At 45.7% G+C, this 21,396-nt stretch carries 26 protein-coding genes and 1 pseudogene; 12 read left to right on the top strand and 15 right to left on the bottom strand.

The window, feature by feature from the left end:
* Positions 1-470 (top strand): dipeptidase PepE (gene pepE, locus H740_RS07880; protein WP_002953051.1); only part of this gene is annotated, 470 nt, incomplete at its 5' end.
* Positions 471-663: 193 nt separating this feature from the next.
* The gene (gene dcuC, locus H740_RS07885; protein ID WP_002953052.1) at positions 664-1,971 is read left to right on the top strand and encodes a C4-dicarboxylate transporter DcuC; all 1,308 of its coding nucleotides are present in this window, start codon (positions 664-666) and stop codon (positions 1,969-1,971) included.
* A gap of 185 nt (positions 1,972-2,156) precedes the next feature.
* On the opposite strand, the gene H740_RS07890 is transcribed toward dcuC, so the two are convergent.
* Complete coding sequence (locus H740_RS07890) at positions 2,157-2,726, bottom strand: tetratricopeptide repeat protein (protein WP_002953053.1); 570 nt, start codon at positions 2,724-2,726, stop codon at positions 2,157-2,159.
* Positions 2,727-2,934: 208 nt separating this feature from the next.
* Positions 2,935-4,170, bottom strand: coding sequence for a peptidase T (pepT, locus tag H740_RS07895; protein WP_002953054.1), 1,236 nt, complete (start codon positions 4,168-4,170; stop codon positions 2,935-2,937).
* Between the two features lie 136 nt (positions 4,171-4,306).
* On the opposite strand from pepT, the gene H740_RS07900 reads away from it, so the two are divergent.
* Positions 4,307-5,017 (top strand): DUF6882 domain-containing protein, encoded by a 711-nt coding sequence (locus tag H740_RS07900; protein WP_002953055.1) that lies wholly within the window; start codon positions 4,307-4,309, stop codon positions 5,015-5,017.
* A gap of 49 nt (positions 5,018-5,066) precedes the next feature.
* Here the strand turns inward: H740_RS07900 and H740_RS07905 are convergent, their stop codons facing one another.
* The 3 genes from H740_RS07905 to H740_RS07915 form a co-directional block, all read right to left on the bottom strand.
* Entirely contained in the window at positions 5,067-6,437 is a 1,371-nt protein-coding gene (locus H740_RS07905) for a cation:dicarboxylate symporter family transporter (protein ID WP_002953056.1), read from the bottom strand.
* A gap of 116 nt (positions 6,438-6,553) precedes the next feature.
* The gene (locus H740_RS07910) at positions 6,554-7,048 is read right to left on the bottom strand and encodes a peptidylprolyl isomerase (protein ID WP_002953057.1); all 495 of its coding nucleotides are present in this window, start codon (positions 7,046-7,048) and stop codon (positions 6,554-6,556) included.
* Between the two features lie 14 nt (positions 7,049-7,062).
* The gene (locus H740_RS07915; protein ID WP_002953058.1) at positions 7,063-7,770 is read right to left on the bottom strand and encodes a YebC/PmpR family DNA-binding transcriptional regulator; all 708 of its coding nucleotides are present in this window, start codon (positions 7,768-7,770) and stop codon (positions 7,063-7,065) included.
* A gap of 117 nt (positions 7,771-7,887) precedes the next feature.
* On the opposite strand from H740_RS07915, the gene H740_RS07920 reads away from it, so the two are divergent.
* From H740_RS07920 to H740_RS07955, 8 genes and pseudogenes are all read left to right on the top strand, one after another.
* A complete protein-coding gene (locus H740_RS07920; RefSeq protein ID WP_002953059.1) occupies positions 7,888-8,442 on the top strand; it encodes a GNAT family N-acetyltransferase in 555 nt (184 codons plus the stop codon).
* Positions 8,439-8,642, top strand: a complete 204-nt coding sequence (locus H740_RS07925) for a heavy-metal-associated domain-containing protein (protein ID WP_002953060.1) — start codon at positions 8,439-8,441, stop codon at positions 8,640-8,642. The genes H740_RS07920 and H740_RS07925 overlap by 4 nt, the downstream gene beginning before the upstream one ends.
* Positions 8,642-10,801: pseudogene (locus H740_RS07930) on the top strand (heavy metal translocating P-type ATPase). Before H740_RS07925 ends, H740_RS07930 begins: the two are co-directional and overlap by 1 nt.
* 50 nt (positions 10,802-10,851) lie before the next feature.
* Positions 10,852-11,409, top strand: a complete 558-nt coding sequence (locus H740_RS07935; protein ID WP_002953061.1) for a hypothetical protein — start codon at positions 10,852-10,854, stop codon at positions 11,407-11,409.
* On the top strand, positions 11,406-12,221 hold the full coding sequence (lgt, locus tag H740_RS07940; RefSeq protein ID WP_002953062.1) for a prolipoprotein diacylglyceryl transferase: 816 nt from the start codon (positions 11,406-11,408) through the stop codon (positions 12,219-12,221). The genes H740_RS07935 and lgt overlap by 4 nt, the downstream gene beginning before the upstream one ends.
* Positions 12,222-12,326: 105 nt before the next feature.
* The gene (locus tag H740_RS07945; RefSeq protein ID WP_002953063.1) at positions 12,327-13,025 is read left to right on the top strand and encodes a fumarate reductase cytochrome b subunit; all 699 of its coding nucleotides are present in this window, start codon (positions 12,327-12,329) and stop codon (positions 13,023-13,025) included.
* Between the two features lie 18 nt (positions 13,026-13,043).
* Positions 13,044-15,062, top strand: coding sequence for a fumarate reductase flavoprotein subunit (locus H740_RS07950; protein WP_002953065.1), 2,019 nt, complete (start codon positions 13,044-13,046; stop codon positions 15,060-15,062).
* Positions 15,055-15,774: a fumarate reductase iron-sulfur subunit gene (locus H740_RS07955; protein WP_002953066.1), complete on the top strand. Its 720-nt coding sequence runs from the start codon at positions 15,055-15,057 to the stop codon at positions 15,772-15,774. Before H740_RS07950 ends, H740_RS07955 begins: the two co-directional genes overlap by 8 nt.
* 636 nt (positions 15,775-16,410) lie before the next feature.
* Here H740_RS07955 and H740_RS07960 read toward each other — a convergent pair.
* The 10 genes from H740_RS07960 to H740_RS08005 all read right to left on the bottom strand — a co-directional run bounded on the left by H740_RS07960 (position 16,411) and on the right by H740_RS08005 (position 20,219).
* On the bottom strand, positions 16,411-16,689 hold the full coding sequence (locus H740_RS07960; protein ID WP_002953069.1) for a type II toxin-antitoxin system RelE/ParE family toxin: 279 nt from the start codon (positions 16,687-16,689) through the stop codon (positions 16,411-16,413).
* On the bottom strand, positions 16,683-16,982 hold the full coding sequence (locus H740_RS07965) for a hypothetical protein (protein ID WP_002953070.1): 300 nt from the start codon (positions 16,980-16,982) through the stop codon (positions 16,683-16,685). The genes H740_RS07960 and H740_RS07965 overlap by 7 nt, the downstream gene beginning before the upstream one ends.
* 151 nt (positions 16,983-17,133) lie before the next feature.
* Positions 17,134-17,499: a hypothetical protein gene (locus H740_RS07970; RefSeq protein ID WP_002953071.1), complete on the bottom strand. Its 366-nt coding sequence runs from the start codon at positions 17,497-17,499 to the stop codon at positions 17,134-17,136.
* Positions 17,500-17,797: 298 nt separating this feature from the next.
* Entirely contained in the window at positions 17,798-18,103 is a 306-nt protein-coding gene (locus H740_RS07975) for a hypothetical protein (protein WP_002953072.1), read from the bottom strand.
* The gene (locus H740_RS07980; RefSeq protein ID WP_002953073.1) at positions 18,100-18,546 is read right to left on the bottom strand and encodes a hypothetical protein; all 447 of its coding nucleotides are present in this window, start codon (positions 18,544-18,546) and stop codon (positions 18,100-18,102) included. Before H740_RS07980 ends, H740_RS07975 begins: the two co-directional genes overlap by 4 nt.
* A complete protein-coding gene (locus H740_RS07985) occupies positions 18,543-18,734 on the bottom strand; it encodes a helix-turn-helix domain-containing protein (RefSeq protein ID WP_002953074.1) in 192 nt (63 codons plus the stop codon). Before H740_RS07985 ends, H740_RS07980 begins: the two co-directional genes overlap by 4 nt.
* A gap of 239 nt (positions 18,735-18,973) precedes the next feature.
* A complete protein-coding gene (locus H740_RS07990; protein WP_002953075.1) occupies positions 18,974-19,351 on the bottom strand; it encodes a hypothetical protein in 378 nt (125 codons plus the stop codon).
* Entirely contained in the window at positions 19,348-19,695 is a 348-nt protein-coding gene (locus tag H740_RS07995; RefSeq protein ID WP_002953077.1) for a hypothetical protein, read from the bottom strand. The genes H740_RS07990 and H740_RS07995 overlap by 4 nt, the downstream gene beginning before the upstream one ends.
* On the bottom strand, positions 19,689-19,934 hold the full coding sequence (locus H740_RS08000; RefSeq protein WP_002953079.1) for a hypothetical protein: 246 nt from the start codon (positions 19,932-19,934) through the stop codon (positions 19,689-19,691). Before H740_RS08000 ends, H740_RS07995 begins: the two co-directional genes overlap by 7 nt.
* Before the next feature lie 12 nt (positions 19,935-19,946).
* Positions 19,947-20,219, bottom strand: a complete 273-nt coding sequence (locus H740_RS08005; protein WP_002953081.1) for a hypothetical protein — start codon at positions 20,217-20,219, stop codon at positions 19,947-19,949.
* Between the two features lie 146 nt (positions 20,220-20,365).
* Between H740_RS08005 and H740_RS08010 the strand changes: the two genes are divergently transcribed.
* The gene (locus H740_RS08010) at positions 20,366-20,581 is read left to right on the top strand and encodes a helix-turn-helix domain-containing protein (RefSeq protein ID WP_002953083.1); all 216 of its coding nucleotides are present in this window, start codon (positions 20,366-20,368) and stop codon (positions 20,579-20,581) included.
* Positions 20,582-21,396 lie beyond the last annotated feature (815 nt).

Raw genomic sequence — 21,396 nt, forward strand, 5'->3', positions numbered from 1 at the left:
CCGAGGCTAAAGCCATCTGTATCGGCGGCGGAAACACATTTGCACTGCTTTACTATCTTTATAAATTTGATTTAGTCGAAGCTATCAGGCAAAGAGTGGAGGCGGGAGTGCCGTATTTTTGCTGGAGGGCGGGCGCAAACGTCGCGGGAAGCACGATGATGACGACAAACGATATGCCTATCATCATGCCAAAAAGCTTTGACGCGTTAAATATCTTCCCGCACCAGATAAATCCGCATTTTATAAGTGGCAAGATCGCCGGACACAACGGCGAAAGCAGGGAGGAGAGGCTGGAGGAGTTTTTGATAGTAAATCAAAAAAGCCTGATCTACGCGCTACCTGAAGGCACGGCTCTAAGGATAAAGGGCGAAAATGCGACCGTGATGGGTATGGAAAATAGTCCGGTTTTAAAAATGGCGTACCAAAAAGAAACCGAGCTCATAAAGGTTGGAGATAGCTTTAAATTTTAGTCGTTTTCGGTTCGTGGCTCAAATTTCAAATTTGAAACTGTTTTAGAAGAGCCTTCAAATTTGGATTTGGCATTGATCGGCGACAAAAATAAAAAGATTAAATTTGTCTCGAAACTAGCGCGCAAAACCCAAACGGCGTAAATTTGAGTCAAATTTGAAACAGGAATAAAAAAACAAAACGAAAGGGGACAAAATGGCTACTGCTAAGCTAATCTGTGCGGTCATAGGCTTGATCGCCGTCGTGTTTTTACTGGTCAAAAAAAGAGAGACCAAAACCGTGCTCATCGGCGTGGGACTCGTGCTCTGCGTCATCTGTCTAAATCCGCTCGGAGCGCTTGAGAGCTTTACGAAGTCGATGACTTCGGCCGGCCTTATCAAGGCGATTTGCGCCAGCATGGGCTTTGCTTACGTTATGAAGGTGACTAAGTGCGACCAGCACTGGGTTTTGCTACTTACCAAGCCGATGAAAAATATCGGATTTTTGCTGATTCCGGCTACATTCGTGCTGACTTATTTTATCAACATCGCGATACCGTCGGCTGCGGGCTGCTCGGCTGCGGTGGGAGCTACGATGATACCGCTTTTGATGGCCTCTGGCGTACGTCCTGCGATGGCGGGAGCTGCGGTATTTGCCGGTACGTTTGGCGGCGTGCTAAGCCCCGGCTCTGCGCACAACATTTTTGTAACCGACATGGTTAAGAAGACAAACGAAGCCTACACCGTCCAAGACGTCATCAGCGTACAGTTTCCAAACGCCGTAGCCGCTGGTATCGTCGTTTTGATCGTGATTAGTTTGACGGCGATTATCTTTAAAGATTATCAAAAAGGGCAGGATTTTTCGCCTAAATCTACAAGCAATTCCGGCGAAGCGACGCAGACGAAGGTAAATTTGCTGTTTGCTCTAGCGCCTCTCATCCCGCTAGTTATCCTAGTCGTCGGCGGTACGGGCCTAAATAAAATCTCATGGCTAGCATGGACGAAGATGGGCGTGGCCGAGGCTATGATTCTTGGCGCTATCATCGCGGTTTTCATCACGTGGACGAGCCCGGAAAAGATCACCAAGGAGTTTTTTAACGGTATGGGTAGCGCCTACGCTGAGGTCATGGGTATCATCATCGCCGCCGGCGTTTTCGTCGCGGGTTTAAAGGCGTGCGGCGCGATCGATGCGGTCACCGAGTGGCTAAAGCACTCTCAGGATTTCGTACGCTACGGCGGTACGTTCGTACCGTATCTCATGGGTACGGTTACGGGCTCGGGCGACGCCGCTACTATGGCGTTCAACCAAGCTATCACCATTCACGCCTCAGACCTTGGCTTTGCGCAGGATAAACTAGGCATGGCCGCTGCGATCTCAGGCGCTCTAGGCCGCTCGTCGTCTCCTATCGCTGGTGCAGCGATCGTGTGCGCGGGTCTAGCTATGGTTAGCCCGGTTGAGATAGCTAAGCGAACGGCTCCTGCGATGGCGATAGCCGTGTGCGTCATAGCATTTTTTATGCTCTAAATTTACGGAGTCAAATTTGATAAAGTCGGCGCCTTGCCGACTTTGCATTTGCCGGGGCGACGCCTGTCGTCCTGGCTCATGATTTGGTTTTTGCGAGAGATGTTCATACGTGCAGCTTGCCGCTAAAATTTAAGGCTAAAACAGCAAATTTTCCCATCAAATTTACCGCACAAAGGTGGTCAATGTTATTTTTGAGTAAATTCTTTATAGCGGTCGCAGGCTAGCTCCGGCTCCATATCGCACGCTTTTTTGAGGTATTTTTCAGCCGCATTTGCGTCCTCTTTGGCGCCTCGTCCTTGCGCGTATAGATTGCCTAGGTTGTAGCATCCGCCGCCGTTACCCATCTCGCAGGCTTTGGCGTAAAATTCGCTTGCTTTTACGTGGTCTTGCTCGACGCCGCGCCCGTTTGCGTAGGCAAAGCCCAAATTTGAACAACCCGCTTCATCGCCCATATCGCAGGCCTTTGCGTAAAGCTGGGCGGCTTTTTTGCTATCCTGCGCCACGCCGTTGCCGTTGCCATATAAAAAGCCCAAATTTGAGCAGCCTGCACCGCTGCCTAGCTCGCACGCCTTTGAGTAGAGCTCTGCCGCTTTTTGATAGTCTTGCGCGGCTCCGTTTCCCGCGTTATCGTATAAAACTCCAAGCTCGTAGCAGCTTGCGCCGTTTCCGTCGTCGCACTCTTTTTGTAGCGCGTTTATATCGGCGCCGACAGCCAAAACCGAAGCGGCGATCAGCGGTAAAAATATCTTTTTCATCAAATTTGCTCCTATTTAAATTTGCTTTCACATTTTACGCAAAGCGAGCTTAAATTCGGGCGACTCGGTCAAATTTACGGTTCAAATTTGACGTAAATTTGAGCTAGCGCCGTTAAGAGATGGGTCTCGTAAACGTAGATAAAGGTAGTAAGCGGGCGATTGTGATTTGCAAATTTGAGAGCGAATTCGCCCTCAAATTTGATTAAATTTACTTCTCGGCTATGATTTTTACGATCTCGCAGATGACGTTGCTGGCCGCTCGTAGCGATTTTACCGGCAGATACTCGTAGATGGAGTGAAAGTTGTGCGCGCCGGTAAATAGGTTCGGACACGGTACACCTTTTTCCGAGATGACCGCGCCGTCATATCCGCCTCGCATCGGGATCACTTTTGGCTCGATATTTAGGCGCGCGTAGGCCTGCTTTGCCGCGACGACGGGCAGGCTGTTTTCGCCGTCCGCAAGGTAGTTAAATACGTTTTTGTAGCGGTCTTTTAGGCTGATTTGTACCCTGTGTGCGCCGTAAATTTTAGCAAACGAGTCGGCTAGATCTTGTAAAAACGCTATACGCTGCGCGTATTTCGCCTCATTAAATTCGCGAACATCGAGCTTTAGCACGGTCTTTGCGCTGTTGCCAGATAGCTCCTTAACCCAGTAGTAGCCCTCGACGCCGTCGGTGTATTCGGGTGCTTCGCCGCCGGGTAGCATCGAGATAAATTTGTGCGCAAGCAGCAAGGAGTTTACGAGCTTGCCCTTGGCGTTCATCGGGTGCGCGGACTGTCCGATAAAGGTCACGACCGCGTCGCCTGCGTTCCAGTTTTGGTAAATTAGCTCGCCGATACCGCAACAGTCTAGGCAGTAAGCAAAATCGGCCTTTATCTCCGAGATATCAAGCGCTTTGGCTCCGCGCAGGCCTTGCTCCTCGTCGGGCAAAAAGCCAAACGTCACGTCGCCGTGCTCGATCTGCGGGTTTTGTACGAAAAACTGCGCGGCGTTTACGATGGCGGCGATCGCAGCCTTGTCATCCGCACCTAGCAGGCTGGTGCCATCAGTCACGATGAGGTCGTCTCCGACGTAATTGGCAAGCTCTGGGAATTCGCTTTGTTTTAGCGCTATGCCTAGTTCTTTGTTTAGCGTGATGTCGCCGCCCTCGTAGTGCACGATTTGCGCTTTCGTGTCGTTTTTTTGCTCCGCGCTCGTGTCAAGGTGTGCAAAAAACGCCACGGAGGGCAGATTGTTAGAGGAATTTGACGGCAAAACAGCCGTAGTTATGGCGTTTTCTCGTCTTTTTATATTTTGCAGGCCAAGCTCTTTTAGCTCGCTTTCTATCAGCTTTGCTAGATCGTGCTCGGTTGGATTAGATGGCATGATGCCTGCCGCGCCCGCTTCGCGGTTTGTCGTTGTGTTGATCTTTGTATAGCGTAAAAATCTCTCGACTATGTCCATGTTTGCTCCTAAATTTGAGATAAAATTTATGAAATTATACTATCTTTTAATTAAGCTTAAAATAAAATTTTAATATTTTCGGGCAAGTTTAAAATTTAATCGGTATAATTCGCAAACCAAATTTAAAGGAGCAAAAATGCGAAATTTACGCTACGTAAGCGACTTTTCGGACTTTCATCAGGTTTTTTCGGCTACGCTGGGCAAGATGGCGACCGTGCAAAATAGATTTGCAGATATCGTCGGTAACCTCGACTGGAACGTTGATTTTGATCGATGCGAGATAGCTTTCGGCGATCAAATTTACAAGATACAGTTTATCGGCAGCGAGTCGGATGTGAGCGACACATGGCTGTGGGGATTTGCCAATCAAAGCGGCCTTAGCCCCGAGGCGACGGCGTTTTCGCACGAGATTTTACGCGCGGGACGAGAGTGGGGTTTACAGGCTTTTAGCGAACCTAGCTTTGAGCTTGATGAGATGCTTAACGGGCATAATCTATCCATCGCCGCGTGCGGAGTGGCGGGCGAAAATTTATGCTACTACGGTTGCGAGTACGATAAGGGCTGCGCGTTTGTAGCGATCATGGATGTGCCGGCTTCGGTTTTTGAGCCTCTTGGCGCGCACGAGTTTGTCAAAACAGCAAGTAGCTGCATACAAAATCACGACGTAGATCACAAAATTTTTATCAAAAGTTTTTTGGAATTTAACGGGGTCAAATTTGATGAAAACGTTGAAAAGGGTGGACTTTTTAAGAAAGCGAAAGACGAAATCGTCGCTAAATTTGACAAAGAGCTTTTGATCAAATTTGACGACAAGGGTAGGATTTCGGGGTTTAAGTATGAATTTTAATTTGGGTAGTTTGAGCAAGGCGATGAGCTAAAAGCCCACCGCCTTAAATTTACGAATGGAAGTGAAACTCGTCCGGGTGATCGAGGGCGTAGCGGAATTTCTCCATATCTACTTTTTTATCCCAGATCGAGATGATTAGGCAGCCTACGGCGTTGCCGCAGAGGTTTCCGACCGCACGCATCTCGGACATAAATTTATCCACACCAAGCAGCACCGCAACCGTAACGACCGGGATACCTGCACTAGGAAGCGCGGCAAGCGTACCGGCAAGTATGATAAATCCGGAGCCCGTGACGCCGACCGCGCCCTTGCTCGTTACCATCAATATGACTAGAATTTGTATCAAATGCTCGACCGTTAGTGGGATACCGAAGGCTTGAGCGAGGAAAATAACGCTAAGCGATAGGTAGATGTTCGTGCAGTCGAGGTTAAACGAATATCCAGTCGGTATGATGAGCCCTACTGCGCCCCTGTGGATGCCTGCTGCTTCGAGCTTTTGCATGAGCGGAGCTAGCGCGGTCTCTGAGGAGCTCGTCGCAAATACGATCAGGACTTCTTTTGCGATGAAGCGCATAAATTTAAAGATATTGACCTTCGCAAAATAGCAAATTATACCCAGAACGACGAATATAAAAAATAAGCTTGCAATCGCCATAACGAAAAGTAGCTCAAGCATACCCAAAAGCGAGTTAATGCCGAATTTACCGATCAAAAATGCCATCGCGGAAAACGCCGCAACCGGGCTAAATAGCATCAAAATCGTAAGCAGTTTTAGCACCCAGTGCTGAATTATCTCAAGCGGTTTTAGGATCTTCTTTTTATAGTCGTGCTTTAAAAACGAGATCGCAACAGCCGTAACGATTGCCAAAAATAGTACTTGAAGCGTGTTTGATTTGATAAACGGATCAAGCAAATGCACATAAGGTAAAATGCCGTCAACCGGTACCGCGCCGCGCAAAATATGAAGCGTATGCGTTAAAATTCCGCTATTTGCGTCTATATTTGAGGCTTGGCTTGTAAATTTTTCTACGCTAGAGGCATCAAGCTGCGTGTAGTCAAGGTGCATATCGTGACCCGGTTTTAGCGTCTCACCAAAGATTATTCCCACAGCAAGCGCTAGCGTGCTCACAACTTCAAAGTAAATAAATCCTTTAAGTCCGATGGAGCCTAGTTCCTTCATACTCTCAAGTCCGATGATACCTGAGACGATCGTGAGGAAAATGATCGGTCCGATGAGGGCTTTTAAAGCTTTGATAAAGTAGTCGATGCCCGGCTTGCTCGCGATGCCTAGATCCGGGAAGATCATGCCGACCGCGATACCGGCGATGATGCCGAAAACCACCCAAAACGCTAGGTTGGTAAACATTCTAATAAGAAAAGGTTTTTGCGGTTTTGCCGCGTTTGAAACGCTTGGGTTCAAGAGGTGTCCTTTAAAAATTATTAAAAAGGTATTTTAACAAATAAATTTATATAAAAAGATAAAAATTGCAGCGATTTTGGTCAAATTTTATCCGCCGCCGCAAATTTCATCAAATTTTACAAACTCTCTAAAATTTCGATCGAGTTTATCTTATCGCCTTGTCTGACGCTATCTAGCGTCTTTAGGCTCGGCTCGTCCACGATCTGCCCAAACACCGTATGTACGCCGTCAAGGTGCGGCTGCGCGCTGTGGCAGACGAAAAACTGACTGCCGCCCGTGTCGCGACCCGCGTGCGCCATAGATAGCGCTCCGCGTTTATGCTTGTGTTTTTGGCCTACGCACTCGCACTTGATGCGCCAGCCAGGACCTCCAGTGCCCGTACCGTGCGGGCAGCCACCCTGGATCACGAAATTTGGTATCACGCGGTGGAAATTTAATCCGTCGTAAAAGCCGCTTTTAGCTAGCTGGGCGAAATTTGTTACCGCTTGCGGTGCTTCGTCGCCGTAGAGCTCGAGCTTCATATCGCCTTTTTCGGTGTGGATCACTGCAAATTTGAGCTTAGCAAGCTCGGCTGCATCGATGTCGTAGATTTTTAGTTCGTCGTTTCTCATTTTGTTCCTTAAATTTATTCTATATTTGTATAAACCGCTTGCACGTCGTCGTCGTCTTCAAGCTTGTCGAGCAGTTTTTCTAGCTCGTTCATTTGCTCTTCGTCTAGGCTTACGGGCGAGTTTGCGATGTATTGCAGGCTAGCTTTTTTGGCTTCAAGCCCCAGCTTTTCGATACCTTCGCTAAGCGTGCCAAAGCTCGCGTAATCGCCGTAGATATAAAGCACGCCGTCTTCTTCCTCGATCTCGGTTAGACCAAAGTCGATGAGCTCTAGCTCGATCTCGTCAAGCTCTTTTGCGGGCATATCAAGCTCGAAAACGCTCTTTCTCGTAAACATGAAATTTAAGCTTCCGCTAGGCAAAATTTCGCCGCCGTTTTTGCTAAATATCGCCTTGACGTTGGCGACCGTTCGAGTCGGGTTATCAGTAGCGCACTCGACGATGATCTGCACGCCGTGCGCGCCTTTGCCGTCGTAAAATATCGTCTTGATATCAGCGCTATCCTTGCCGCTAGCGCGTTTTATCGCCGCGTCGATGTTGTCTTTTGGCATATTTTGCGCCTTGGCCGCTGCTATCGCGGCGCGGAGTTTTGGGTTCATATCAGGCTCTGTGCCGCCTTCTTTAGCAGCCACGGTTATGGCTTTGGCAAGTTTTGGAAAAACCTTGCTCATCTTGTCCCAGCGCGCTTCCTTTGCGGCACGCCTGTATTCAAACGCTCGTCCCATTTCATTCCTTTAAAAATTTTTGCTCAATTATATCTAAAAAAATTTTGCATTTTTTTAAAAACACGAGGTTTTGAGCGTATTAGCAAAAAATTTAGCTTTAAGTCCTATAATCCGCGTATGATTTTAAATGCCCGAAAAGACGACGCCGCGCGCTGCATAGAGCTGTTAAATTTAGCCATGGAGGACATCGCTTTTACGCTTAGCGGCGTGAGCGATCCCGCTAAGAGCGATGAAATTTTGCATAAATTTTTCCGCAGCGAGATAAACCGCCTAAGCTACAGCAATGTTTTTGTTTTCAAATTTGACAGCGAGATCGCGGGTGCGATTTGCGCTTACGACGGAGGAGAGATCGAAACGCTAGATGGACCCATTAGGGAGCATTTGCGGATGCTTGGTTCAAGCGAATTTCCGCAGACGGAGTGCTTTGCGGACGAGCTATATATTGATAGTCTTGCCGTGGACGAGAGATTTCGAGGACGAGGTATCGCAAAAGAGCTAATCAAATTTATCTTTACCCTCGCGTCAAAACGAAATATCAAAAAAGTAGCCCTCATCGTCGATGAGAAAAAGCCCAAAACCATGGCTTTTTACGAGCGCTTGGGCTTTAAAACCGATTGCGAAATGTTCATAAATTCTCACAAATACTATCATATGACAAAGGAGATAGGATGACTAAATTTAAGGTTGCTAATATCCACTGCGAAAACTGCGCAAACACCATAAAAAACGCTCTTGGCGACGAATACGGCGAGATAAAGGTCGATCTTAGCGTAGAGCCGAGGGTCGTGAGCGTAAATTTAGACGGCAAGGACGAGGCGAAATTTAAAGAGGAGCTGGATGATTTGGGATTTAGCGTCATAGGGAAAATTTGATGCAAAATATCAAACTAAACATCGCGGGCATGACCTGCGTAAACTGCTCAAATGCCATCGAGCGCGTAACTAAAAAGATAGCCGGCGTGATAGACGCGAAGGTCAGCTTCGCAAACGGCTCGGGCGAATTTATCATAGAAAGCGCCGAAGTACAAGCCGCGATAGAGGAAAAAATAAAAAAACTAGGCTACGGCGTGGCAAAGGATTTGGCGGAATTTGAAGCCAAACGCGAGAAACATATTTTAAATTTACGCCGAAATTTCCTAGCCGCTGCAGCTTTTAGCGCGGTGATCATGGCGCTTGAGATGAGCGAGCAGCCAAGCGCGGCAAAATCAGCTATTATGCTCGCGCTTGCCTTTATTACGATAGCTACGTGCGGGCGGGATTTTTTCATCCATGCTTACGGCGCGCTAAAAAATAAAAATTTCGATATGAACGTACTCGTCGCGCTGGGAACAAGCACGGCGTTTGCGTATTCGCTGGGAGTTTTTATCGCGGGCGAGCACCTACCCGAAAACATGCGCCACCTCTACGTTTCTGGCGCAGCCATGATAACGGCTTTCGTGCTGCTGGGTAAATTTTTAGAAGAGCGCTCAAAAGCTCGCGCAGGCGATTATATAAAATCGCTCATGAATATGTCGCCAAAGACCGCTCTCGTACTACAAAAAGACGGTAGCGCGCTGGAAGTGGATGCCGTGAGCCTAAAAATAGGCGACGTCGCGGTCGTAAAGAGCGGCTACGCGGTGCCTTGCGACGGAGTCGTGATAAACGGCGGCGCAGAGATCGATACCTCGATGCTAACGGGCGAGAGCCTCCCTGTCTACAAGAAACAAGGCGACGAGGTCAATGCCGGAACGATAAATTTAAACGGCTACATCAACGTAAAGGTTACAAAGCTCGCTAATCAAACGCTTTTGTCGCAAATTTTAGAGCTTTTAAGCGATGCGTCGAGCAAAAAGATGACTATTAGCCGCTTTGCCGACCGCGTGGCAAATATCTTCGTGCCTATCGTGATAGCTATCGCCATCGTTACGTTTTTTGCGTGGTTTGCGCTTACGGGAAATGCGCTGCAAGGCGTGCTAAGCGCGGTTTGCGTGCTAATTATCTCGTGTCCTTGCGCGCTGGGGTTAGCTACCCCGATAGCTATCGTCTCCTCGCTATCTCTAGGCGCTAAAAACGGAATCCTGATTAAAAATCCCGAAGTTTTAGAGGTTCTTGGCGGCGTGAAATACGCGGTATTTGACAAAACCGGAACGCTAACCAAGGGCGAAATTTCGGTAAATTTTACCGATATAAACGATGAAAATTTAGCCAAAATCGCCGCGCTAGAGGCCAAAAGCTCGCACCCGATATCAACTGCTATCGTTAGATACGCAAACGAGCTGGGGCTTAAAATTTTAGGCGACGAAAAGGGTTTTGAAAATATCGCCGGACGTGGCGTAAAGAGCGAGGACGGCAGCGTAATAGCAGGCAACGAGGCCTTTTTAAGCGAGCTTGGCGTGGAGATAAGCGCGCAGGCTAAAGAGCAAATCGCCAAAGCGCAAAACGAAGGAAACGGCGTAATACTCGCGGCCGTGGATAAAATTTACGTAGGATTTATAGCCCTTAGCGACAGGGTAAAGGACGACGCCGCGCAGGCCATACAAAGCCTAAAAGATGCCGGTATAACGCCAGTAATGCTAACAGGAGATAACGCCTTCACCGCTAAAAACGTGGCGGGCAAGCTAGGCGTAGAGGAGGTCTTTGCCGGCATGCTGCCTAATGAAAAATTTTAAACCATAAAACGCCTGCAAGAAGAGGGTGCGGTGCTGTTTGTCGGTGACGGTATCAACGATGCCGCCCCGTTAAAGCAAGCAAATGCGGGCATCGCGATGAGTAGCGGCGCGGATATCGCAAAAGAGGCCGGCGACGTAGTGCTGGTAAAAAACGACCTAAAAAGCGCGGTCGCTACGATAAATTTAGCCAACGAGACGATGAAAACGGTAAAGCAAAATTTGTTTTGGGCGTTTGTTTATAACGCCGTTTGCATTCCCGTCGCGGCTGGAGTTCTAGCGCCGTTAGGACTCATGCTCACGCCCGTTTACGGGGCTGCTGCGATGTGCTTTAGCTCGGTTACTGTCGTATTAAATTCGATCAGATTACGATTTAAGCAAATCTAAAATTTAGCCTAAATTTTGTAAAATCCCGCAAAAAAACACAAAGGAAAACGATGAATTTGGGTAAATTTTACGCCGTGATCGCAAGGATATTTGCGCTAAATTTCGCTCTGCCGCCGAGCGCGAAGCTTTTTGGCGAGCTAAATAAAAATCCAAAATGGATAATAACAAACGATAGCGAAGCAAACGCCAAAGGGCGCGCGCTATACGAGGAGTCGATCAAAACTGAAAGCACCCTAGAGATCTCGAAAGACTTTGCAAATTTGAAAAAATATTTTAACGCGGAGTTTTTTTTCGAGGGTGATAAGGCGCTTCTTGAAGGCTTTTATAAAAAGTGCAAATTTAGCCCAAATTTAAATGTCAGCGTGCTTGATAGCGTAACAAACGAGCTCTCGTTTTTCTCCTCCGTCGTCGAGCTAAAACAAGACGAGCAGACGAAGGAGATTTTGGGCGTTTTGCTAAGCTCGTATCTGCTACCGTACGCTAAAAAACTAGCTCCAGTCCTGCAAAACGAAGCGGGAAGCAAATTTTACCGCGCGATGGGGCATCTTTTTGAGGATTTTGCGAGCGGCATCGAAAATACGCTAAAAGTCAAAGTCGTACCTAGATGAATTGGTGGAACGACTTTTATATAAATTTTGATCCGGTCGCGTTTGAGCTGTTTGGCATCAAGGTGCACTGGTACGGGATAATGTACGTCCTGGCGCTACTCGTGGCACTCGGAGTGGCTAAATTTATCGTCAAGCGCGATAATATGCAAATTTCAAATTCGCTGCTTGATAACTATTTCTTTTGGGTGGAAATCGGCGTGATACTGGGCGCGAGGCTCGGCTACATCGTCATTTATGATCCAAATACCGCTTATTATCTCACTCATCCTTGGCAGATTTTTAACCCCTTTCATAACGGCGAATTCGTCGGTATCCGCGGCATGAGCTATCACGGCGCTGTAGTTGGGTTTTTGATAGCGACGTGGGCTTTTTGCCGTAAATTTAAGCAAAATTTGTGGCAGCTTTTGGACCTCGTCGCGCTTAGTATTCCGCTTGGATATTTTTTCGGTCGCATAGGAAATTTTTTAAATCAAGAGCTTTTCGGTCGTATCACGGACGTCTCATGGGCGATCAACGTCGCGGGACAGATGCGCCATCCGTCGCAAATTTATGAAGCCGTTTTAGAAGGGCTTGCGGTTTTTGCTATCATTTTTGTTTATAGAAAATTTAAAAAATTTGACGGCGAACTCATCGCTCTTTATGCCATACTTTATACCTTTGCCAGATTTGTCTGCGAGTTCTTTAGGGAGCCTGATTTCGGCATCGGCTTTGTGTTTTTAAATTTATCTATGGGGCAGATACTATCCTTTTTAATGTTTGCGTGCGGCATTTTCCTTTATATTATCTTAAATAAAAAATATACAAAATTTTAAAAGGTTTTTAAAGTAATTTGCGATACTATTACACCGTTTTTCTAGTATCATAATTTAATTTTCTCTTAAGTTATGATAATTTATTTCAATTTTATAGGAGGGCTCATGAGTGGGCTAATCGAGGGCTTCTTAGGTAGGCAAGCGGATACGAAAAAAAGTCGTACTCCTGCCGTTTGGGACAGATGGCAAAGTATAACGGGACTGATTTTGGCCTGTTTTATTTTGTGTCACATGGTATTTACCTCTACCATTTTATTCGGCAAGGGCGCATTTAACGCCATTGTAGGTTTTGCGGAGGCTAAATTTTTATTCGGCGAGGCTACGTGGTGGATCACTAACGTTATCGCTGCGGTAATATTTGCCGTTTTTATCGCTCACGCGTTTTTAGCGATGAGGAAATTCCCTGCAAACTACAGACAATACATTATGTTTAAAGGTCATAAAGACCGCATGAAGCATCTTGACACTACGCTTTGGTGGTTTCAGTTTTTGACCGGTTTTGCTCTATTTTTCGCAGCTAGCGCGCACCTAGTCGATATAATCTTCGGCGGGCACATCACTGCCGATAAATCAGCGGCTGCATTTCATCAACTAGAAATTTTCTACTTCGCTCTACTTTTATTTATGGTTGTTCACGCTAGCGTGGGAATGTACCGCCTATATGTAAAATGGGTAAGTATCGACGGAGTAAACAAACAAGAGATGTTCGCAAAAAGAAATAAAGCCAAAACCGCGATATTTGCTGTTTTTGGAGTGCTCGCGGTCATCGCGCTGATCGCCGATTTCGTGTGGATCAGTCTTTAGGAAAAGGAGCTTTAAAAAATGAACGTAAAATATTATGATGCATTAGTTATCGGAGGCGGTCTAGCGGGGCTTCGAGCTGCCGTTGCCGCTGGAGAAAAGGGGCTAAGTACGGTAGTTTTAAGCCTAATTCCGGTTAAGCGCTCGCACTCTGCAGCTGCGCAAGGCGGCATGCAAGCCTCTTTAGGAAATTCAAAAATGAGCGAAGGCGACAACGAGGATGTGCACTTTGCCGACACGGTAAAAGGTAGCGACTGGGGCTGTGATCAGCAAGTTGCACGTATGTTTTGTCAAACTGCGCCTAAGGCTATCCGCGAGCTAGCCGCTTGGGGCGTGCCTTGGACTCGTATCACAAAAGGCGAGAGAAGCGCTATCATCAACGCTCAAAAAACTACTATCGTAGAAAAAGAAGAGGTTCACGGACTCATCCACTCTCGCGACTTTGGCGGAACTAAAAAATGGAGAACATGCTTTACGGCGGACGCCACCGGTCACACTATGCTTTTTGCCGTAGCAAACGAAGCGCTAAAACATAACGTCGAAATCCACGATAGAAAAGAAGCTATCGCGCTAATCCACGCAAACAACCGCTGTTACGGTGCGATCGTTCGCGATCTAGTTAACGGCGAGATCACGGCATACGTCGCAAAAGGCACGTTGATAGCTACGGGCGGCTACGGAAGGGTTTATAAACACACCACAAACGCCGTAGTTTGTGAAGGTATCGGCGCTGCTATCGCTCTTGAAACGGGAGTTGCGCAACTAGGAAATATGGAAGCGGTGCAGTTTCACCCGACTCCGATCGTTCCAAGCGGTATCTTGCTAACGGAAGGTTGCCGCGGCGACGGCGGAATTTTACGCGACGTGGACGGATATCGCTTTATGCCTGATTACGAGCCTGAGAAGAAAGAACTAGCTAGCCGCGACGTCGTAAGCCGCCGCATTATGGAGCATATCCGTGCAGGTAAAGGCGTGCCTAGCCCATACGGATATCACGTTTGGCTGGATATCTCGATCCTAGGACGCGAGCACATCGAGAAAAACTTACGCGACGTTCAAGAAATTTGCAAAATCTTTAACGGCATCGACCCTGCCGATACCGAAGTATATACTGACGAGAACGGACGACAGCGCGGTAAAGGCTGGGCGCCGATCCTACCTATGCAGCACTACTCTATGGGCGGCATAAAAACTAAGCCTACAGGCGAGAGCCCGACGCTAGCAGGTCTATTTAGTGCTGGCGAAGCTGCGTGCTGGGATATGCACGGATTTAACCGTCTAGGCGGCAATTCCGTTTCTGAAACGGTCGTCGCAGGCATGATCGTGGGTGATTATTTTGCCGACTACTGCGGTAAACACGAGATCGAAATAAACACTAACGACATCGAAAAATTCGTTAAAAAAGAGGAAGATTATCTAAAGAGCCTGGTCGAAAAAGAGGGCAAATTTAACGTATTTGAGATCAAAAACAAGATGAAAGACATCATGTGGGAGCACGTAGCGATCTTTAGAACCGGCGAAGGTCTAGCCGTAGCGGTAAAAGAGCTAGAAGAGCTTTATAAACAATCTTTAGACGTCAAAGTCACAAACAAGGCGCTATTTGGCAACCCTGAGCTTGAGGAGGCCTACCGCGTACCGAAGATGCTAAAACTAGCCCTTTGTATCGCAAAAGGCGCGCTTGATCGCACCGAGAGTCGCGGAGCGCACTGTCGCGAGGACTATCCGAAACGCGACGACCTAAACTGGCTAAACAGAACTCTAACTAGCTGGAAAGAGGGCGATACGCTACCGACTATCGTGTATGAGCCGCTTGATATTATGAAAATGGAAATTCCGCCGGCATTCCGCGGATACGGAGCTAAGGGTAACATTATCGAGCACCCGGATAGCGCCGTGCGCCAAGCGCAAGTCGATGAGATCCGCGCTAAAATGGAAGCCGAAGGCAAAGGCAGATACGAGATCCAAGAAGCGCTAATGCACTATGATCTTCAGCCTAAATATAAAGCACCAAACGAAAGAGCAGGAATAGGATATGAGTAGAAAAATAACCATAAAAGCATTTAAATATAATCCGTTAAGCAAAATTTCAAAGCCGCATTTCGCGACCTACGAGCTAGAAGAAACCGACGGCATGACGCTTTTTATAGCGTTAAATCAAATTCGCGAGAAATTTGACCCGGATCTTAGCTTTGACTTCGTTTGCCGCGCCGGTATCTGCGGTAGTTGCGGTATGCTAGTTAACGGTACGCCAAAGCTTGCTTGCCGTACGCTAACCAAAGACTATCCAAACGGTGTGATCGAGCTTATGCCTTTGCCGGTATTTAAGCTTTTAAAAGACCTAAGCGTAGACACGGGCAACTGGATGAACGCGATGAGTAAGCGCGTGGAGAGTTGGATACACACCGACCACGAGACCGATATCTCTAAGCTTGAGGAAAAGGTTGAGCCCGAAGTGGCGCAGGAAGTATTTGAGCTTGACCGCTGCATCGAGTGCGGTATCTGCGTCGCTGCGTGCGGTACGGCTATCATGAGGCCTGATTTCATCGGTGCGGTCGGACTTAACCGCGTAGCTAGATTTAAAATCGACGCGCTAGATAAACGAACCGACGAGGACTTTTACGAGCTTATCGGCGACGATGACGGCGTGTTTGGCTGTATGACGCTGCTAGGCTGCGAGGATAACTGCCCTAAACACCTCCCGCTACAAAGCAGGATCGCGTATATGCGCAGAAAGATGGCTGTAATAAAGTAGCCAAGGGGTCGTAAGACCCCTTTTTAAATTTAACTTCAAATTTTACTTTTATTTCTATTTTACTTCTCTCAAATTTTAGCGTCAAATTTATTTTTTTAATTTGGTTAAATTTGTTCAAATTTGAAAAATATGGACATATAAAAAACGTCAAATTTTGCTTTAATAAAAATTTGATTTGATAGTAGTATCTTTGGTCTAATTAGGCTTATTTTTAGAAGTATGATAAGGTAAAAATATTTTTAAATTTGTATTTTAGTGGATTTTGAAACGTTGCAAAAATAACACTTGGTGGAAGCGAGGTTGTTCGAAATTTTGCTTTTAATATCGTTTTTATCATATTTTATTAAAAAATAAAGTCAATTTTTACACACTTAAAAACACATCCGAGATATTTTATGATGTAATAAAAAATTTAAGATATTCGGAGATAAAAAATCGGTAATGAAAAGTTTAGTTTTCAATACAAAAACGCAGATATGCCCTAAAATAGGCACTTTGTGATTTAAGCATTCGCCGTTTTTAAGTTTCAAACGCTTAAACGGCTAAATTTTCTTAAGAATTGAGATGTTTCACGGCTTTTTTGGCTCGAAACTTAATTAAGCTTCGTTTGTGAAACAAAAGCCGTTTTTATTCGTTTCACGCTTGCCACTCGTTGGCTTTGTAAATGCCTAAAACGTAAATAGCCTCGTCCTCTATTGCAAACGGTATTACATAGCTTTTAAAAATTAAATCCCTTATGCTCTCATCGTCAAAATTAATGGACTTGCGACAAATAAGAGGCGTTTGCGCCGTGCGTTCTATCTTTGTGATAAGCTCGTTTCTAAACTCTCGCGCCCTGTTTAGACTGTCTTTAGCTATGAAGTCAAATATCGTCTTTAACTCGCGCTCAAATTTAGGCTTGTATTTTATTACCATTGCATAACCCGCGCTTTTAGCTCGTCGTGGCTTATCGTTTCAAACTCTCCGCGCCTGATCGCTTCAATGTCTGATAATATCTCGGTTTTGATAGCCTCTAGCTTTTTGCGCGCCTGAGCTTCATCTATTAGCCCTTTGCCTTGCAGGGCTTCATCGGCTCGCGCGTTTAGCTCTTTTGTGTAATCATCGCTTAGGCTTAGCTTCACGCCGTCAAATTTAGCTAGCGTGATTAGTATCTCTCTTGCTTTTTCTATGAAATCGGCGTTATCCGTCCGTATGGTTAGAGTTTGCATATCCTAGCCTTTGTTTTAAAATCCATCACTATTTTAACCGCTTGGGGCTTAGGGTTTTATTAGTGTTCGTTTTTTCGTTCGTCCGTATTAGCGAAATAGGGTTTAATTGCGCTAAATTTAAGCGTTTTTACTGTGTTGTAGCGTTCGGTTTTTACTTCGCCACCCCGATTAGCTGATGTAGCGCCACATCCTCGCCGCCCCATACCGCGTCATTGTATTTGATAGTATAGGCGCAGTGAGGAAACTCTATCAAGTCGTTGTTTTGCGGCATAAAAGGCAGAGATTTGGCGGCTATTAAGATCACGACGTTACCCTCGTTTATTAATCCGCGCTCTATTGGTGCTAAATAGCTTTTTATGCTATCGATATACGCCTTTACTTTGTATTCGCTTGTCTGTTCGGTCATTCCGCCCGTTTCGGGGTCGTAAATTTGACCGCCCTTGCGCTTATACGTGCCTACTTTGCCAAATTTATCGAGCAATTTAAACGCCGTCTGTTGCGCCTTGTCATTTAGCATTATTTATCCTTTTGAAATAGATTTTAGTATGATAGCTTTTTTTACGCCTTTGGTAAAATTTGGTAAAAATATGGCATAATCTGCCCGTGAATAGGCGAAAGGTCTGACCGCAAGGAAAATGACCCAGCTTCCTAGCAAAGCATTACCGCCCCGTTTAGCACGCAGTGTTCCTGCGGAGGTCTATCCGTGTGAGGGTGTGGGTGGTCTCACCGCCTATTTAGTAAAGGGTAGATGTGCCATAGGGTTACGCTACACGGCTTAATCGCCGTGCTATTGCAGGTTCAACTCCTGCCGCCCTTTACTTCTTTTTGTATTCCCTATTAAATACGCTGTAAGCTTCTGCGTTCGCAAAGTCGTCACGCTCAAATATCGGGCTTTTATCTCTAAACCTCATCAGTAAATTTAAATAAGCTTCTTTTGGGTTATCGCTCACGTCTAGCAAAGCTTTTAAATATTCATCCTTGTATCGCCCAAATGAAAAATCCTTGTAAATCGTTTTAGGGTCTAAATTTAGCTTGTATGCTACGGCGTGAGCCATAAGGCGTAAGTCGTCTTTGAAAAATAGCGATAACTCATAAAATAGGTCTATGTCGTATGTTTTCAATCGTCGCGCTTTATTATGATTTGAGTAGGGGCAAATAACGTGCCTTGCTCTTGTAGCTCGTAATTTTTACCTAGTATGGTCTCTTTGTTTCTAGCCGTTATCCTGCTATGTAATTCAATGTCGCCCAGATCGCCCGCTTCTTGTAGTAGCCTATTAGCCATTATTTGATTTTTGATCGCCGTTTGCTTAAAAAAAGTTACCGCCCTTGCGTTATCGCTTACTACCTGCGTCACGGCTTCGCGTTCGTATTCGTTTAGATCGGATAGTTCGGTTAGATACTGCGTGCCTTTGGCTATCGTGCTTTTTAGGTTTTGGCTTATGCCCTTAGTGATGTTATTTATCGCGCCTGCGCTGAGATTAAAAAGCTTTTGTAGTGCTCTTTGGCTCATTCCTGCTTTATGCTTGGCTAATATCTGCGCTCTTACTTCGGGCGTTATTTTCATTTTACCGCCTTTAGCTCGCTTACGGCTTGATTTACCGCTTCGCGTTCGTATCTTACGGCGCGCCCTATCTTGATAAAGGGCAAAACGAAGTTAAAGCGGTCTTTGTATTTGTCGCTTCTCATTTTAGTAAGCGTGCTTTGCGATAAGTTTAAAATTTGCCCCACCTGCTTTGGCGTTAATAGCTCCATTGTTTGCCTTTTTTAGCGTTTAGAGGTATTTTAACGTGTATCGGGGTGTTTGTTGGTTTGTGATGAGGTCTCGGCTGCTCGGCTACGCTTCCATAAAAAAAGGAGGCGTAATAATTTCACTGCGACAAGTCGTCACAGTGCGTCCCGGTTGTATGATACGCTACGGAGAAATAGGGCGGGGGGGGGTGTCCGATAAAATAAGCTTATTCAAGAGGACTATTAAGCCCCCTTTGATAAGCCTACGCACCTTTTAGATCGCTATGCCACGTGTAGCTACCTTTTGGCGTGATTTGCTCTTGTAGCCTGTCGTTTAGCTCGCTTAGGTGCTTTATTTGCTCCTCTAGCTTTTCGCACTCTTTGGCATAATAATTAAAAAGGCGGTATGCTTGTAAGCCCGTTTCAAATAAGGCGTCTGACATTCCCTTTGCTTCTCTCTTTGCTACCTCTGCTTGAAATGCTTCGCGCGCCTTGTCGCCTCTTGCCCGGTTTAGCTCGATACCTCGCTTATGTAAGCTAGTCCATAACCTAAAAGCGAAATCTTTTAACTGAGAGTAGCTGGGCGCGTCTGCGCCCTTAGTTAAATACCTCAAAGCTTGGTTAAAGTCTCTTTTATTCATTGTTCGCTCCTTTGGGTTAGTTCCTCGTTTAAATTTTCTATCTCTAGCCCCCTCTCGTTTAGCTCGTCTTGAAGTTCGTCGTTAATTTCGATTAGCTCTTTTATCCTGCTATGCAGCCTTTCGTTCTCGCTTTTTAGTATCATCTTATCGGCTAGCAAATTTAGGCGCGCATTCTCGCTTTCTTTTAGCCGTCTTAGCGCATAAATATTGCTACAATAGACTAAATAGCCCACGTTGTATATTATTTGCTCGCTTACCTCATCGCTGCCGCCGCTATTTTGTCTGATAAGGGCGTTAAAGCCCTCTTTGGTCGTCGGTCTGTCCTGGTTGGCTAGTATTAGCATTTCTTTATCTCCTTTCTTTGTTCGGCTATTTTATTATCTGCATAATCTCGCACCGCCTGGGCTACGTCGTCTATCGCCACGCTTAGGAAATAAGAGGCGTTTGCCATTGCGGCGGCATTGGTTCCTACGCCTTTTTGCAGATAAGGCAAAGAATACACTAGCGTGCTTATTGCATTTAGCGCGCTTGGTATCTCGTTTGTTAAGTCTAGCTCGTCGGCTATGTCGAATGTTAATTGCATGGGGTCTCCTTTCTAAAAACTAGGTCTTGCTTTTATCAATAGGTCTTTTTTACTTAGCCTATCTATGCCGTAAAGCCTGATCGCTCTTTGCAAATCCTCGCGCTTTTCTTGTTCAGCTTTGTATTTAGCCTCTAGTATCTTATGATTTTTTGCTAAAGCTTCTAAAGCGCAGAATAAATCACAAGCGCAGTCAAGCACCTTGTAGCTCACGTCCTCGTCGGTATCGTTTAGCTTAAATTGGTAGCTGGATAGATACTCGGTAAATTTCTGTCTGGTTGGTTGCATTGGGTCTCCTTTGTGGTAAGTTACTTATTTAAGTATTAATATGGCATATTATACACTTAAATAAATATCTTGTCAAGTCTTTAAATACTTATTTAAATAGTTTTTGGTATAATTGCATAATCGAATAAGTATGAAAAGGCTACGGTATGGATAAAAAAGAGTTTAATAGCTTGCTTAAGCGCGCCAATCTCTCTAAAAAAGAGTTTGCCGAATTGGTCGGAGTTTTGCCAAGCTCGGTTAACAATTGGGGCGGTTCTCAAAATGTGCCGTATTGGGTCGAGAGCTGGCTTATTAACTACATTAAGGCTGGCAATTTCGACAAAATAGGCGAAATGTTTAAAAGCCTTGATATTGACGCCTAAACCCTACCGCTTTAAATCCCTCTCCGATAGCTACCTAGATTAAATATACCCAGCTACCGGTATTAATTCCCCTAGCTCCGATCGCGGTTCATAACTTCGGTTTATTAAGGCTTTGCGATCTATTTGTGACTAAAAATGCCGTTTTCTGATCTCGGTAGCTTGCCTAGCTTTTAACGGACGTAAAATTGCGTTGGTTAAGAAACCTAAAACACCTTGTCATTTACGTAAATAAGCTCCCTATGTTAAACTTACCTAGCTTTTATGCTTGATTGTTTCTCATCTAGCTTTAACGGACGTAAAATTGCGTTGGTTAGGTTTTCCTCTTTTTTGTGGATAACCCTTTTTCAGATTTTCTTGAATAAGTCCGTTTTCGTTTTTTCGTGAAATCCAAAAAAAGGGGGTGAATTGAATGCCACCCCCTTTAAACTCAGGGGGGGTGTCAGTAGTGGTTACATCCTTTTACTTTGCGCCTATGGGCTAAATTTGACTTAGGGCATAATGCGCCTATGGGCTAGATTAAATCTACCTCATCGCTTTGGCTATGCGGTTAAGGTTCTTGTGTGTTTCTCTTTTTTGAGAATGGCAAATACCCGGCTTGGTTTTGCGTTCCATTTTTTTGTGGAATGACGATTTTGAGGCTGCTCGCTCGACGGTGCAAAATTGCGCTGACATACTAGGCTAAAAAGCTTTTGATCGCGTCAAGCTATCCGCCTCCGCCCTTTGAGGGGCGGGGCGTATTCATCAAAAATAACCTTGCCCTATTTAAATGCAAAATAAAGCCAGCTATTTGATTTTAACTCTTTTTAATGTCTTTA

It is taken from the genome of Campylobacter showae CC57C (assembly GCF_000344295.2).
In the GTDB taxonomy this organism is placed as follows: Bacteria; Campylobacterota; Campylobacteria; order Campylobacterales; family Campylobacteraceae; genus Campylobacter_A; species Campylobacter_A showae_B.

Bases quoted from the DNA above. Each gene is read 5' to 3' on its own strand.
- dcuC (WP_002953052.1), top strand. From the start codon at position 664: ATGGCTACTGCTAAGCTAATCTGTGCGGTCATAGGCTTGATCGCCGTC.
- H740_RS07890 (WP_002953053.1), bottom strand. From the start codon at position 2,726: ATGAAAAAGATATTTTTACCGCTGATCGCCGCTTCGGTTTTGGCTGTC.
- pepT (WP_002953054.1), bottom strand. From the start codon at position 4,170: ATGGACATAGTCGAGAGATTTTTACGCTATACAAAGATCAACACAACG.
- H740_RS07900 (WP_002953055.1), top strand. From the start codon at position 4,307: ATGCGAAATTTACGCTACGTAAGCGACTTTTCGGACTTTCATCAGGTT.
- H740_RS07910 (WP_002953057.1), bottom strand. From the start codon at position 7,048: ATGAGAAACGACGAACTAAAAATCTACGACATCGATGCAGCCGAGCTT.
- H740_RS07915 (WP_002953058.1), bottom strand. From the start codon at position 7,770: ATGGGACGAGCGTTTGAATACAGGCGTGCCGCAAAGGAAGCGCGCTGG.
- H740_RS07920 (WP_002953059.1), top strand. From the start codon at position 7,888: ATGATTTTAAATGCCCGAAAAGACGACGCCGCGCGCTGCATAGAGCTG.
- H740_RS07925 (WP_002953060.1), top strand. From the start codon at position 8,439: ATGACTAAATTTAAGGTTGCTAATATCCACTGCGAAAACTGCGCAAAC.
- H740_RS07935 (WP_002953061.1), top strand. From the start codon at position 10,852: ATGAATTTGGGTAAATTTTACGCCGTGATCGCAAGGATATTTGCGCTA.
- lgt (WP_002953062.1), top strand. From the start codon at position 11,406: ATGAATTGGTGGAACGACTTTTATATAAATTTTGATCCGGTCGCGTTT.
- H740_RS07945 (WP_002953063.1), top strand. From the start codon at position 12,327: ATGAGTGGGCTAATCGAGGGCTTCTTAGGTAGGCAAGCGGATACGAAA.
- H740_RS07950 (WP_002953065.1), top strand. From the start codon at position 13,044: ATGAACGTAAAATATTATGATGCATTAGTTATCGGAGGCGGTCTAGCG.
- H740_RS07955 (WP_002953066.1), top strand. From the start codon at position 15,055: ATGAGTAGAAAAATAACCATAAAAGCATTTAAATATAATCCGTTAAGC.
- H740_RS07960 (WP_002953069.1), bottom strand. From the start codon at position 16,689: ATGGTAATAAAATACAAGCCTAAATTTGAGCGCGAGTTAAAGACGATA.
- H740_RS07965 (WP_002953070.1), bottom strand. From the start codon at position 16,982: ATGCAAACTCTAACCATACGGACGGATAACGCCGATTTCATAGAAAAA.
- H740_RS07970 (WP_002953071.1), bottom strand. From the start codon at position 17,499: ATGCTAAATGACAAGGCGCAACAGACGGCGTTTAAATTGCTCGATAAA.
- H740_RS07980 (WP_002953073.1), bottom strand. From the start codon at position 18,546: ATGAAAATAACGCCCGAAGTAAGAGCGCAGATATTAGCCAAGCATAAA.
- H740_RS07985 (WP_002953074.1), bottom strand. From the start codon at position 18,734: ATGGAGCTATTAACGCCAAAGCAGGTGGGGCAAATTTTAAACTTATCG.
- H740_RS07990 (WP_002953075.1), bottom strand. From the start codon at position 19,351: ATGAATAAAAGAGACTTTAACCAAGCTTTGAGGTATTTAACTAAGGGC.
- H740_RS07995 (WP_002953077.1), bottom strand. From the start codon at position 19,695: ATGCTAATACTAGCCAACCAGGACAGACCGACGACCAAAGAGGGCTTT.
- H740_RS08000 (WP_002953079.1), bottom strand. From the start codon at position 19,934: ATGCAATTAACATTCGACATAGCCGACGAGCTAGACTTAACAAACGAG.
- H740_RS08005 (WP_002953081.1), bottom strand. From the start codon at position 20,219: ATGCAACCAACCAGACAGAAATTTACCGAGTATCTATCCAGCTACCAA.
- H740_RS08010 (WP_002953083.1), top strand. From the start codon at position 20,366: ATGGATAAAAAAGAGTTTAATAGCTTGCTTAAGCGCGCCAATCTCTCT.